This is a genomic window from Aquabacterium sp. A7-Y (assembly GCF_026153205.1).
In the GTDB taxonomy this organism is placed as follows: domain Bacteria; phylum Pseudomonadota; class Gammaproteobacteria; order Burkholderiales; family Burkholderiaceae_C; genus Caldimonas.
In genome coordinates this window covers 40,593-53,102 of record NZ_JAPFBW010000012.1, presented here as the reverse complement: position 1 = coordinate 53,102, position 12,510 = coordinate 40,593, and the positions used below count along the sequence as shown (strand labels likewise).

11 protein-coding genes are annotated in these 12,510 nt (G+C 71.6%); 7 read left to right on the top strand and 4 right to left on the bottom strand.

All coding sequences use genetic code 11. The features are described from left to right. Positions 1–2 precede the first annotated feature (2 nt). Positions 3–3,263, bottom strand: a complete 3,261-nt coding sequence (locus OOT46_RS12720) for an AAA family ATPase (RefSeq protein WP_265403983.1) — start codon at positions 3,261–3,263, stop codon at positions 3–5. Between the two features lie 137 nt (positions 3,264–3,400). After that, positions 3,401–3,928 carry a hypothetical protein gene (locus OOT46_RS12715; RefSeq protein ID WP_265403982.1) on the bottom strand — a complete coding sequence of 176 codons (528 nt, stop codon included), beginning with the start codon at positions 3,926–3,928 and terminating at the stop codon, positions 3,401–3,403. 103 nt (positions 3,929–4,031) lie between these two features. On the opposite strand from OOT46_RS12715, the gene OOT46_RS12710 reads away from it, so the two are divergent. From OOT46_RS12710 to OOT46_RS12685, 6 genes are all read left to right on the top strand, one after another. After that, positions 4,032–4,697 (top strand): response regulator transcription factor, encoded by a 666-nt coding sequence (locus OOT46_RS12710; protein WP_265403981.1) that lies wholly within the window; start codon positions 4,032–4,034, stop codon positions 4,695–4,697. Next, positions 4,694–6,121 (top strand): ATP-binding protein, encoded by a 1,428-nt coding sequence (locus OOT46_RS12705; RefSeq protein WP_265403980.1) that lies wholly within the window; start codon positions 4,694–4,696, stop codon positions 6,119–6,121. Before OOT46_RS12710 ends, OOT46_RS12705 begins: the two co-directional genes overlap by 4 nt. A 21-nt stretch (positions 6,122–6,142) precedes the next feature. Beyond that, the gene (locus OOT46_RS12700; RefSeq protein ID WP_265403979.1) at positions 6,143–7,096 is read left to right on the top strand and encodes an XdhC family protein; all 954 of its coding nucleotides are present in this window, start codon (positions 6,143–6,145) and stop codon (positions 7,094–7,096) included. Between the two features lie 112 nt (positions 7,097–7,208). Further along, positions 7,209–7,787 carry a Spy/CpxP family protein refolding chaperone gene (locus OOT46_RS12695; RefSeq protein WP_265403978.1) on the top strand — a complete coding sequence of 193 codons (579 nt, stop codon included), beginning with the start codon at positions 7,209–7,211 and terminating at the stop codon, positions 7,785–7,787. A 126-nt stretch (positions 7,788–7,913) separates the two neighbouring features. Next, positions 7,914–8,639 carry a response regulator gene (locus OOT46_RS12690; RefSeq protein ID WP_265403977.1) on the top strand — a complete coding sequence of 242 codons (726 nt, stop codon included), beginning with the start codon at positions 7,914–7,916 and terminating at the stop codon, positions 8,637–8,639. Next, a complete protein-coding gene (locus OOT46_RS12685) occupies positions 8,639–9,991 on the top strand; it encodes a sensor histidine kinase (RefSeq protein ID WP_265403976.1) in 1,353 nt (450 codons plus the stop codon). The genes OOT46_RS12690 and OOT46_RS12685 overlap by 1 nt, the downstream gene beginning before the upstream one ends. Positions 9,992–9,997: 6 nt before the next feature. Here the strand turns inward: OOT46_RS12685 and OOT46_RS12680 are convergent, their stop codons facing one another. Further along, positions 9,998–10,429 (bottom strand): DUF3717 domain-containing protein, encoded by a 432-nt coding sequence (locus tag OOT46_RS12680; protein WP_265403975.1) that lies wholly within the window; start codon positions 10,427–10,429, stop codon positions 9,998–10,000. Between the two features lie 31 nt (positions 10,430–10,460). After that, positions 10,461–11,768, bottom strand: a complete 1,308-nt coding sequence (locus tag OOT46_RS12675) for a tryptophan--tRNA ligase (RefSeq protein WP_265403974.1) — start codon at positions 11,766–11,768, stop codon at positions 10,461–10,463. A 107-nt stretch (positions 11,769–11,875) separates the two neighbouring features. On the opposite strand from OOT46_RS12675, the gene purN reads away from it, so the two are divergent. Next, positions 11,876–12,505 carry a phosphoribosylglycinamide formyltransferase gene (gene purN / locus OOT46_RS12670; protein ID WP_265403973.1) on the top strand — a complete coding sequence of 210 codons (630 nt, stop codon included), beginning with the start codon at positions 11,876–11,878 and terminating at the stop codon, positions 12,503–12,505. The last annotated feature ends 5 nt before the right edge of the window (positions 12,506–12,510 follow it).

Sequence of the window (12,510 nt, the reverse complement as noted above, 5' to 3'; positions counted from 1 at the left end):
CCTCATGCTTCCTCCTCCCCGAGCAGCATGCGGTCCATCAGCTGGTCGAACTGCTGGTCGAGCACCCGCTTCCAGGCGAGCGGGTCGGGAAACTCGCAGCGCCAGTCGGCCGAGGGGTCGAGCAGCACAGCCTGCTTGAGCTGGCGGCGCACCGCCTGGCCGTCGAAAAAATGCTGGCGGTGGACGTTGTGCGGCGTCTTGAACTCGGCGAGGGGCAGGTTGTGCACCGACACCCAGGCGTCGGTCTTGCGGTCGTCCTCCCAGATCCGCCACAGGCCGCTCTCATGCCGGAAGTAGTCGAACACCGCGGGACCGGTGAGCTCGATCTCGTAGCCGACGAGGGTGCCCTGCAGTCGCTCTTTCTGCGGCCAGGGAAGTTTCCGGTAGACGCTGGAAGAGGGCGCTGCGCTGCCCGACTCGGCCTCGTCGGCGGGGGACGCAGCCTCGCGCGCGCCGGGTCCCCGTTTGGGATCCTCGACGAGGCGGACCACCTGGCTCCTGAGCTCGAAGCCGGCAAGGCTGGCCAGTTCGCACCACGCCTCGTACAACATCGGCGTCAGGCGCGGCGATGCATACAGCCCCACCGAGCAGCGCGCGCTGCTCGGCCGCATGGCGTGAAAGGCGCGCTGCTTGAACTCCGAAAACCGGCGCCGCCAGCTTGCCAGGTCGGGCGGCGCCTCGGAGGCTCCGACCAGGGCGAGCAAGGCCTGGCCTTCGAGTTCGAGGATCTCCGCGAACAGGCCCTGGGCGGTCTGCTGCACCGCGGCCAACTCGCGTTCCCGGGCGGCGTCTCCGGTGGCGTCCCAGTGCGGCAGGTGCGAGGAGCGGCGGCGCTTCTTTTCGTGGCGCTGCCGCTCCTTGTCGAGGCGGAACACCTGGTTCACCAGATTGACGAACAGCGGTCCCTCGGTCACCCGCTGCCAGTGGCGCCGGGCATCGGCCAGCGCGTCGGCCACGAGCAGCGGGCCGGTGTCCACGGGCCGCTGCAAGGGCTCGCTGCGCACCGTCAGCGAGCCCGCGTCGCCACCCTGCAGGTGGACCGCCAGCGGCGTGACATAGGCATGTGGCGCCAGGGCATGCGCGAGCGGCATCAGCAGCCGCTGGCGCAGCACGCGCTGCACGTCGCGCGCGCCGTAACGCGGGTCGCCGGGCAGGGCTGCCAACCGGTCCGCCACGTCGTCCGCGATGTCGAGTTCGAGCTTGCGTTCGAGCAGGCCTTCGCGCCGGCGCATCAGCTCCAGCTCGCGCGCGAAGATCGGCGCCCGCTCCGACGCCGTCAGGGCGGCAAAGGGCACGATGTGGTCGATGCGGTTGAACAGCTCGGGGCGAAAGGCCTGCTGCACGGCCTGCTCGAAATGCCGCCGGGGGTCCTCGCGCCGCGCGGCCAGCCCCAGGGGCGCACGCTGCATGACCTCGGCGCCGAGGTTGGAGGTCATCACCACAAAACAGCCGCAGAAGTTGGCCGTCAGGCCGTTGCCGCCGGTCAGCCGGCCCTCGCCCAGGACCTGCAGCAGCAGGTCGAAGAAGCTGGGGTCGGCCTTCTCCAGTTCGTCGAACAACACCACCGAGAACGGCTGCCGGCGCACCGCGCCGATCAGCACGCCTTCGTCGCCGCCCAGGTCGCCGAGCAGCCGCAGCACGGCGGCGGGATCGGCGTACTCGCTCATGTCGATGCGGATCATGCGGCGCGGATCGCCGAACATGAATTCCGCCAGCGCCTTGGCGGTTTCGGTCTTGCCGACCCCGGTCGGCCCGATCAGCAGCAGCGACGCGATGGGCTTGCCGGTGCGCGCGAGTCCGGTCTTCGTCGCGGCCAGCAGCCCGGTGACCACGTCGAGCGCCGCGCTCTGGCCGAACAGGCGTCGACGGAAAAAGTCGTCCACCGCCGCGAAGTCGAGCCGCAGCCGTGCATCGAGCATGTGCCGCGGCATGCCGGTCTCGGCGCAGAAGGCCTCCAGCGTTTCGTCGCGGCCCAGCGTCGCAGCCTGTCCTCGCGCCTGCAGGATGAGTTCCTCGAAAAAGCGGATGCTCTTGCCGGGGAATCCGGAGTAGGGCGAGAAGCGGCGCTGCAGCGCGACCAGCTCCGCCACCGCGTCGCGCGAGACGCTCACGCGGTGTTCGGCAGCCAGGGCCGCGACCGCCTCCAGGATGATGGACTCCTGCTTGTCGTCCGAGCGCTCCGGCAGCGGCACCGTCTGAAACAGCGCCGCGAAGCCGGGACTGCGCAGCTCGACACGTGCCAGCTCGGACGCCGTGGCCTCGGCCAGCAGCATCAGGCGGCCGCGCGCCAGCGGCTCGCGCAGGGCCTCTCCGAGGCTGACCGCATTGCCCTGGTACTGCCCGACCTCGAACAACTCGGTGAGGTGGCCGACATACAGCACCACATCGCGCTCGGCCAGCTCGTGGCACAGCACGGCCAGCGCGTGCTGCCAGCCGCCGTCCCGGGTGAGTCCCTGGATGAGTCGCGCGGCGCTGGTTTCACGCGGCGCGGCGAGGCCACGTCGGCGACGCTCGCGCACGTACTGGTGGATCAGCGCGGTCTTGCCGCAGCCTTCGGCACCGACCACCAGGACGCTGCGCGCAAACGGCCCTTCCGCCGCACCTACCAGGGTGTCCAGCACGTCCGCCAGGCCGCTGGCGGGGCGCGCTGCCACGTGCATCTCGTCGGAAACCACGTCCAGCAGCGGCTCGGCGCGCAGCTCCTGCAGCCGGCGCAGGCCTTCCGCGCTGTGGAAAATGAGTTCCAGCGGCAGCTGTTTCAGCTCGATCTGCTCGAACCACGCCGCCGCCACCTGGCGCCGCACCTCGGCCTGGCGGCCGTTGCGGCGGTGTTCCAGCCGGATCGCTTCGACCACGGCTTCACCCAGCCGCTCGGCCTCGGCCAGCGCGACGATGCCGAGCGCCGGCACGCACGCGAGGCAGCGGGTGCCGGCCGTGGCCGTCGACAGGAAAGCGACATGGCGGGAACGCCGGGCGGGCTGCAGCAGCGGGTCCGGGCCGGCGGGGAACTCGACCTCGATCTCGCGCCGCTCGAAGACCGGTGGATCGGCGAGCTGTACCGCCTCCAGATAGCGGCCCTCATCCAGCCATTCCGACTGCACCGCGCGCGCCATCCTGCGCGCCATCGCCTGCGCACTGCTGCCCAGCCAGGCCATCTCCGGGAAGGCCAGTGGCGTGACCACCGTCTCGCCGGACACGGTGGTGAGCTCGAAAAACGCAAGCGGGGGAGGGTGCAGCGGGCCCATGGGCAGGCAGGAGAACAAACGGCGGATTCTGCCGTGGCGCGGCGGCCGGCGCTGTCCCCTGTCCGGGGGGCGCCGCCGGCTCGTGGCCGACGCCCGCGGCCTGGCCGGGGCGCCGCTGGCGCTTCCTTCCGGCGTGGCCTGCGGTGCCGGGCCGCTCAAGCCGACGCGGCAGCCACCGAAAAGCCCGGCCCCGGCGAGCGCGGCGCGAACAGGCCGGCCGCGGGTGCCGGGCCGTCGTGTTCGCTGGCGAAGCGGGTGCAGCACAGCTGTTGCACGGTCGCCCAGAGCGGCGCGTCCTCGGCCTCGACGCAGTAGATCGAGCGGTGCGCGGCACCCGACGACGGCATCACGATGGGACCGGCGTCGGGCCGCGCGATCGAGCGCTGCCACCAGGCCAGCGGCCGGCCCGCCTCGTCGAGCAGGGTGCGGATCACCGTCAGCGAGACCGGCCGCCCTGCGCCGCCGGCCTCCACCAGGCCGTACCGGCGCTCCAGCACCTGGCCCCTGGCGGCCTCCCACAGCACGCTCTCGGCGTCGCCGCAGCTGCTTAGCAGCTGGTCGACACCGAACTCCCAGTCCGGCCGCAGCCGCTCGGGTACCGGCTCGCCGGGCAACAGGCGGTACAGTCGCAGGGGCGGCGCCGGGGCCTGGTGCAGGGCCGGCAGGCGGGGCAGGGGCGGCATCGGGGTTCTCCTTCTCGACGCGGTCATTCTGTGAAGCGCCGGTTAAGAAGTCTTTAATGCCACCCGGTCACACTTCGGCCGCACATCCTTTTGAGGTGAAACGATGCACCTGCTGCTGGTGGAGGACGACGACATGCTCGCCGAGGCGGTCCGCGACGGCCTGGAACGGGCCGGCTGGAGCGTCGACCGCGCCCCCGACGCCCCGGCGGCACGGCTTGCGCTGAGCGATCACGCCTACCAGGCGGTGCTGCTCGACCTCGGCCTGCCGGGCGGCTCGGGGCTGGCCGTGCTGCAAGGCATGCGGGCGCGCTACGACCCGACGCCGGTGCTGATCATCACCGCCCGCGACCAGCTCAGCGACCGCATCCACGGCCTCGACGCCGGCGCCGACGACTATGTCGTCAAGCCCTTCCAGCTCGACGAGCTCGGCGCGCGCGTGCGCGCGGTGGTGCGTCGCAGCCAGGGCCGGGTCTCGCCCCTGATCAGCCATGGCGGGGTCAGTATCGACCCCGCACGCCGGGCCGTGACCCGCGGCGGCGAGCCGGTCTCGCTGAGCGTGCACGAGTACCGCACCCTGCTGGCCTTGATGGAAAAGCGCGGCTGGGTGGTCACGCGCGACCAGCTCCAGGACGCCGTCTACGGCGGCAGCAGCAGCATCGAGAGCAACACCATCGCCGTCTATATCCACCAGCTGCGCCGCAAGCTCGGCGAGGAGCTGATCGTCACCGTGCACGGCTTCGGCTACCGCATCGGCGAGGAGCGTGCATGAAATCCCTGAAGGTGCGGCTGCTGGTGGTGCTGCTGTCGACGATGGCGCTGATCTGGACCGTCTGGATCGGCTGCCAGGTGGTCCAGATGGGCCGCCACCAGACCGGCCAGTGGGACGCGATGCTGGCCGACATCGCGACCCAGATCCTGCTGACCCTGCCGGCCGACGCCGGCAGCAAACCGCTGAGCAAGGAGCGTTTCCAGGTTGCGACGCCCGAGGGCTACCAGGGCGACAAGGTCAGCTTCCAGGCCTGGCGCAACAAGCAGAGCGTGGCGCTGCAGTCGCCCGGCGCCCCCGACACGCCGATCAAGCCCGACTTCGTCGACGGTTTTGCCGAGATCACGGTCAAGGGCCAGACCTGGCGCGTCTATGCGATCTCGGACGTCACCGGCACCTTGCAGGTCCAGGTCGGCAAACCCAAGGTGCTGCTGATCGCCGACCTGGAGCGCTGGACCAAGCTGAGCCTGTCGACTGCACTGCTGGTGCTGCTGCTGCTCAAGGGCTCGATCTGGGGCGTCGTGCACTGGTCCTTCCGCCCGGTGGCCGCGGTGCAGCGGGCCCTGAGCCGCCGCTCGCCGCTTGACCTGAACCCGCTGCCGACGCACCGCCTGCCGAGGGAGGTCCAGCCGCTGGTGCAGTCCTTCAACCACCTGCTGGGCCAGCTCGACAGCGCGCTGCAGTCGGAAAAGCGCTTCATCGCCGATGCCGCGCACGAGCTGCGCACGCCGCTGGCCGCGCTGCTGGCGCATGCCCAGCTCGCGGCCTCGGCGGAGCGGCCCCAGGACGCCAAGCCGGCCCTGCTCAGGCTGGTTGCGGGCGTGGAGCGCAGCGCCCGCCTGTCGGAGCAACTGCTCGACCTGGCCCGGCTCGACGCCTCGCAGGCCCGCCAGGGCGAGGCGGTGCCGCTGTACGAGACCATCGAGCTGATCGCGCGCGACTTCGAGGTGGTGGCCGGCCAGAAGCAGCAGCGCATCGCGCTCGACGTCGAGCCGTGCACGGTCAAGGGACATGTCGACGCCCTGGGCATCCTGCTGCGCAACCTGATCGACAATGCCTTGCGCTATACGCCGGCCGGCGGCCGCTGCGTGGTGTCGTGCCGCGGCAGGGACGACGGTGGGCGGCAGTACGTGCGGCTGATGGTGGCCGACAACGGTCCCGGTGTGCCGCCCGAGGAGCACGAGCGCATCTTCGACCGCTTCTACCGGGTGCCGGGGGCGGGCGGCCGGGGCAGCGGCATCGGCCTGTCGCTGGTGGCGCGCATTGCGCAGCTGCACGGTACCCGCGTGCAGGTGGGCGAGGGCCTGGAGGGCCGCGGCTTTGCGGTCTGGCTGGACTTCGACGTGGGGTCGACCGGTGTGGCGGCCCACAGCGAAGCGTCGCCCGCGTCGCTGGCCGGTGCGCCGCGTCCGGCGCAGGCCTACTGATCCGGGGAGTTTTCCGCTCGCATGGACAGCGTCGATCTCGAAGTGCTGACGCAGGCGGCCGCCTGGCGCGCCCAGGGCCGGTCGGTGTTGCTGGTGACGGTGGTGCGCACCTGGGGCTCCTCGCCGCGTCCCGCAGGCGCGATGCTCGCGCTGCGCAGCGACGGCCGGGTGTGCGGCTCGGTCTCGGGCGGCTGCATCGAGGACGACCTGATCGCGCGTGTGCAGTCCCAGGGCATCACCGGCCAGCGGCCGGACGTGCTGAGCTACGGCATCTCCTCCGAAGAGGCGCGCCGTTTCGGGCTGCCTTGCGGCGGCACCTTGCAACTGGTGTGCGAGCCGCTGCACGAGGGCAGCAGCGTGGAAGCATTGCTGCAGGCCGCGCGTGAACGTCGCTTGGTGGCGCGGCGGCTGGAGCTGGCGACAGGCCAGGCGGAACTGCGCCCGGCCGAGCGCTCCGCGGGCCTCGAATTCGACGGCGAGGTGCTGACCACCGTGCATGGCCCGCGCTTTCGCCTGCTGGTGATCGGCGCCGGCCAGCTCTCGCGTTTCCTGTGCCAGATCGCGCTGGGCCTGGACTTCGAGGTGGTGGTCTGCGATCCGCGCGAGGAATACCGCGACGGCTGGACGCTGGAGGGCGTGCGGCTCAGCCATGACATGCCGGACGACCTGGTGACCGAGCTGAGGCCCGACCCGCGCACCGCGGTGGTGGCCCTCACGCACGACCCCAAACTCGACGACCTCGCGCTGATGGAGGCCTTGCGCTCTGCCGCGTTTTACGTCGGCGCGCTGGGCTCGCGACGCAACAACGCGGTGCGCCGCGAGCGGCTCGCGGCCCACTTCGGGCTGACGGCCGAGGAGCTGGCGCGCCTGCACGGCCCGGTGGGGATCCACATCGGCAGCAAGACGCCGCCCGAGATCGCGGTCTCCATCGCGGCGCAGCTGGTGGCCGCGAAAAACGGCGTCCTCGCCGGTTGAGGGCAGGGCCGCGACGCTTCACACAACTTTACGGGGGCAGCACGGTCGCTTTACCTGCGGCCGCGAGCATAGCTTCATGGGCGCCGTGCCCGAATCCTCCAAGGAGTGCATCGTGACCGAACTCAAGACCCCCGCTTCCGCCGCTGTCCGCCGCCGCTCGTTCAAGGGCCTCGCCATGGGCCTGGTGCTGGGCCTGGCCGCCGCAGCCGCCGTGCCGGTGCTGGCCCACGGCCATGGGCACCACGGTGGCGGCGCTATCGGCATGCCGGGCGCCTTCATGGGCAGCCCCGAGCGGGTCGAGCGCATGGTCGACCGCCTGCTCAAGGACCTCAACGCCACCGACGCGCAGCGCGCCCAGGTCAAGCAGATCGCGCTGGCCGCGGCGGCCGACCTGAAGACCCAGCGTGAAGCCGGCCGGGCGCTGCGCCAGCAGTCGCTGCAGCTGTTCGCCCAGCCCACCGTGGACGCTAACGCCGTCGAGGCGCTGCGCCAGCAGCAGATGGCCCACGCGGACCAGGTGTCGCGCCGCATCAGCCTGGCCATGATCGAGGTCAGCCGCGTGCTGACGCCCGAGCAGCGCGCCCAGCTGGCCGAGCGCATGAAGCAGCGGGCCGAGCGCTGGAAGGAGCGCCACGCCGGCCGCGTCGCTCAGCCGGGCCAGCCGCAGCAGCCCCAGCAGCCCCAGCAGTGACGGTCGCCGTCAGCGCAGCAGCGTGACGAGGCCCGGCCTCCACCGCCGCTGCAGCGCCACCGCCGCGAGGCCGCGCCGGTGGCGCTATGCTTGGCCGCCCTTGCTCCTTCGTTTTGACGCGCCGCCATGTCCGCCCGACTCCTGCTCATCGACGACGACACCCGCCTCACCGGCATGGTGGGTGACTACCTGCGCCAGGCCGGTTTCCTGGTCGAAACCGCGTCCACCCTGAAGGCGGGGCGCGACCGGCTGGAGCCACGCGACCACGGCTTCGATGCCGTGCTGCTCGACCTGATGCTGCCCGACGGCGATGGCCTGGACTTGTGCCGCCAGCTGCGCGCGCAGGCGCGCACCCGGGCGCTGCCGGTGCTGATGCTGACCGCCCGCGGCGAGCCGATGGACCGCGTGGTCGGTCTGGAGCTGGGCGCCGATGACTACCTGCCCAAACCGTTCGAGCCGCGCGAGCTGCTGGCCCGCGTGCGCGCCCTGCTGCGCCGCAGCAGCGGCGCGCCAGCGGCCGACGACGACGCCGAGGTGAAACGTTTCGGCCGGCTGGAGATCGACCTGGGCGCCCGCGTTGCGCGGCTGGACAGCCGCGAATGCGAGCTGACCAGCTATCAGTTCCAGATGCTCGCGGTGCTGGCCCAGCAGCCCGGCCGCGTGCTCTCGCGCGACCAGATCATGGACGCCTTGAAGGGCCATGCGCTGGAAGCCTTCGACCGCTCGATCGACGTGCACATCTCGCGCATCCGCGCGGCCATCGAGGACGACCCGAAAAATCCGCGCCGCATCCTCACGATCCGCGGCGCCGGCTACGTGTTCGCCAAGAAGCAGGACGGCGAGCCCGACTGATGAAAAGCCTGTATCTCCGCATCTACCTGACGGTGGTGGCCGTGCTGCTGCTGTTCGCGCTGGTGGCCGGCTGGCTGTTCCAACGCAACATCGAGCACGAGCGCCAACAGGAGCAGGCGGTCTGGTCCGACCGCATGGTGGCCTGGGGCGAACTCGCGCAGAACAACCTCCCGCCTCCCGAAGCGCCGGCCGCCGAGCAGCGCGCCGCGCTGCTGGAATGGGCTGAGCGCCTGCGCCTGCCGCTCGCGCTCGACGGCGCCGACGGCGAGCGCATCGCCACCTCCGAGTCCTACACCCGGGTGGAGAAGGAAGGGCCACGGCGGCGCTTCCGCATCCCGCTCAGCGACGGCCGCACGGTCCTGGTGCTGCGCGCCAACCGCGGCCCCCGCAGCAGCGCCGGCGCCGGCGTGCCGGGCGAGCCGGGGCGCGAGGCGGCGAGCGGCCGGCGTGCGCTGGACCGCACGCTGCAGCCGCCGCCCTTTCTGAGTGGCGGCGGGCTGGTGGTCGGGCTGGTGCTGCTGTTCGTCGCGGTGTCGGCGGGCGCCTGGCCGGTGGTGCGTCGGCTGACGCGCCAACTGGAGGCCTTGAAGGGCGGCGTGGAGCGTTTCGGTGCCGGGCAGCTCAGCCACCGCGTCGAGGTCCAGGGGCGCGACGAGGTTGCCGCCGTGGCGAGCAGCTTCAACCAGGCAGCCGACCGCATCGAGGCCCTGGTGCGCTCGCACCAGTCGCTGCTGGCCAATGCTTCGCATGAGCTGCGTTCGCCGCTGGCGCGGCTGAAGATGGCGGTCTCGCTGATGGAGTCGGCCTCGTCGGAAGGCCGTGCCGGGCTGAAGCAGGAGATCGAGCACAACATCCGCGAACTCGACGCCTTGGTCGAGGAGGTGCTGCTGGCCAGCCGGCTAGACGCGACGCCCCGCCTGGACCCGCAGGAGCTGGTCGACCTGCTCGGCCTGGCGGCCGAGGAGGGGGCGCATGTCCAGGCCCAGGTGAGCGGCCGCGAGGTGGCGGTCCTGGGCGACGAGCGGCTGCTGCGCCGCGCGCTGCGCAACCTGCTGGAGAACGCCCGGCGCTACGGCGGCAGCGAGCCGCCGGAGGTGATGGTGGAGCTCGACGGCGGCCACGCCGTGATCCGTGTCTGCGATCGGGGCCCCGGCGTGCCGGAGGATCAGCGCGAACGGATCTTCGAGGCCTTCTACCGCATGCCGGGTCATGCCGAGCATGCCGGCGGTGTCGGCCTGGGGCTGAGCCTGGTGCGCCAGATCGCCCAGCGCCACGGCGGGGCGGTGCGCTGCGAGGCGCGCGAGGGCGGCGGCAGCTGTTTTGTCCTCGAGCTGCCGGCCGGGGCAGGCTGAGGCACCTCAAGCGCCCGGCTCGGAGGTCTGCTTGTCCTCGCGGGCGCGCTCCGCATAACGGTTGAAGCGCCAGGCACTGCCCTGCAGGGTGATGCGGCGCCAGGTGGCGCGCTTCTCGGCCGGGCTCATCTCGGGCCAGAACTGCACCTCGCCGAAATCGCGCCCGCAGCCCTTGCAGACCTCGTCGCCCTGGCTGGTGGAGCAGATCGCGATGCAGGGCGTGTCGGGCATGCTGTCGTACCAGTCCAGCCAGGCTTGCTTGGCGACCGGCGGCATGGTGTGCTCGTCGCATTCCTGCTCGTGGTAGTACACCATCAGCGCATACACCTCGGCCAGCGCGCGCAGCTCCGGGCCCAGCGAGATGCCGTCGGGCGAGGGGCGGCGCTCGCGCCACCAGTTGATGGCGGCTTCGATGTCGGTGATATGGATGCCGGCCATAGGCTGCTCCGATGCCCGCTCGACGCCGGCGTTACGCTTGTGCCGCCGCCAGCAGCGCGGCCAGCGCGGCCTCGACCTCGGGGGCGGCGACGCCCTCGCCGAGTTGCACCGGCGCAGCGGCCAGGGCTGCCGGGCCTTCGGTCTTGAGCCGCTTGACCCAGGCGCCGGCCTCGCGGCCTTCGCCCAGGCCCTGGCTCTGCAACAGCACGCGACCGTCGGCGGCGCTGAGCTTGAAGTAGAAGCGGCCGTCGGCCTCGCGGTACTGCTTGAAGACCGGCAGGGCAGGGCGGGTCGCCGCCACGGCGGCGGCCGGCGCCGCGACCGCCGTCATCGGCCGCAGTCCCACGGCGTAACGCAACTCGGTCAGGAAAGGCGTCGCCACCGCGCGCGCCTTGCGGGCGCCGGCGTGGAGCACCGCTTCGATGCGCTCGGGATGGGCCATCAGCTCGGCATAGCGGGCGCGCATCGGGCCGATATGGCCCTCGATCAGCTCGACGGTGCGCTGCTTGGCTTCGCCCCACGAGAGGCCGGCCCGCAAATCGGCGTGGAAGGCGGCGCGCTGCTCCGGGCTGGCGAAGGCGTCGTGGAGGGTGACCAGGTGGGCGTTCTCGGGGTCCTTCGGCTCGCCGGGCAGGCGCGAGTCGGTGACCACCCGGGCGATGGCCTCCTTCAGGCCCTTCGCGCCGCCCTCGAACAGCGGGATGGTGTTGTCGTAGCTCTTGGACATCTTGCGGCCGTCCAGCCCGGGCAAGGTCGCGACGTCCTCCTCGATCTCGGCCTGGGGCAGCACGAACAGCTCGCGGCCCTGGCCGAACAGGTGGTTGAAGCGCTGGCCGACGTCGCGCGCCATCTCGATGTGCTGCACCTGGTCGCGGCCAACCGGCACGCGGTGGGCGTTGAACATCAGGATGTCGGCAGCCATCAGGATGGGGTAGGAGTACAGGCCCATCGTGATGCCGGCGTCGAGGTCCTCGCCGGTCGCGGCGTTGGCGTCGGCGGCAGCCTTGTAGGCATGGGCCCGGTTCATCTGGCCCTTGGCGGTGACGCAGGTCAGCAGCCAGGTCAGCTCGGTGATCTCGGGAACGTCGCTCTGGCGGTAGAAGGTCACGCGCTCGGCGTCCAGCCCGGCGGCCAGCCAGGTGGCGGCGATCTCCAGGCGCGAGCGCTCGATGCGGGCCGGGTCGTCGCACTTGATCAGCGCGTGGTAGTCGGCCAGGAAAAAGAAGCTCTCGACGCCGGGCGCCCGGCTGGCGGCGATGGCCGGTCGGATCGCGCCGACGTAGTTGCCGAGGTGCGGGGTGCCGGTGGTGGTGATGCCGGTGAGTACACGTTCGGTCATGAGAAGCTCAGCAAGGGGTCAGCTTAGGGGGAACGCGCATTGTAGGTGGCGGCCCGAGCGCTTTCCCGTTGGCGGCAGCCTCACCCCGCCCGCTACACTGCCGCCCCATGAAACGCATCGTGATCCTGATTTCCGGCCGCGGCTCCAACATGGAAGCCATCGTCAAGGCCTGCGCCGCCGAGCAGTGGCCGGCGCGCATCGCGGCCGTCGTCAGCAACCGGCCCGAGGCCAAGGGGCTGGAGTTCGCCGCGGCGCACGGCATCGCGACGGCTGTGGTCGATCACAAGCAGCACACCTCGCGCGAGGCCTTCGACGCCGAGCTGGCGCGGGCCATCGACGCCCATGCGCCGGACCTGGTGGTGCTGGCCGGCTTCATGCGTATCCTCACGCCCGGCTTCGTCGAGCACTACGCCGGACGCATGATCAACATCCATCCCTCGCTGCTGCCGGCCTTCCCGGGCCTGCACACCCACCGCCGTGCGATCGAGCTGGGCTGCAAGCTGGCGGGGGCGACCGTGCACTACGTCACGGCCGAGCTCGACCACGGCCCCATCGTCGTGCAGGCGGCGGTGCCGGTGCTGCCGGGCGACGCCGAGGCCACGCTGTCGCAGCGCGTGCTGGTGCAGGAGCACCGCATCTACCCGATGGCGGTGCGCTGGATCGTCAGCGACGCGCTCGACAGCCGCGACGGCGTCATCGTGCACCGGGGCGGCGAGGCGCAGCTGGTGGTCGGCTGAGTCGA

Bases quoted from the DNA above. Each gene is read 5' to 3' on its own strand.
- OOT46_RS12690 (WP_265403977.1), top strand. From the start codon at position 7,914: ATGTCCGCCCGACTCCTGCTCATCGACGACGACACCCGCCTCACCGGC.
- OOT46_RS12715 (WP_265403982.1), bottom strand. From the start codon at position 3,928: ATGCCGCCCCTGCCCCGCCTGCCGGCCCTGCACCAGGCCCCGGCGCCG.
- OOT46_RS12685 (WP_265403976.1), top strand. From the start codon at position 8,639: ATGAAAAGCCTGTATCTCCGCATCTACCTGACGGTGGTGGCCGTGCTG.
- OOT46_RS12680 (WP_265403975.1), bottom strand. From the start codon at position 10,429: ATGGCCGGCATCCATATCACCGACATCGAAGCCGCCATCAACTGGTGG.
- OOT46_RS12675 (WP_265403974.1), bottom strand. From the start codon at position 11,768: ATGACCGAACGTGTACTCACCGGCATCACCACCACCGGCACCCCGCAC.
- OOT46_RS12705 (WP_265403980.1), top strand. From the start codon at position 4,694: ATGAAATCCCTGAAGGTGCGGCTGCTGGTGGTGCTGCTGTCGACGATG.
- OOT46_RS12710 (WP_265403981.1), top strand. From the start codon at position 4,032: ATGCACCTGCTGCTGGTGGAGGACGACGACATGCTCGCCGAGGCGGTC.
- OOT46_RS12700 (WP_265403979.1), top strand. From the start codon at position 6,143: ATGGACAGCGTCGATCTCGAAGTGCTGACGCAGGCGGCCGCCTGGCGC.
- purN (WP_265403973.1), top strand. From the start codon at position 11,876: ATGAAACGCATCGTGATCCTGATTTCCGGCCGCGGCTCCAACATGGAA.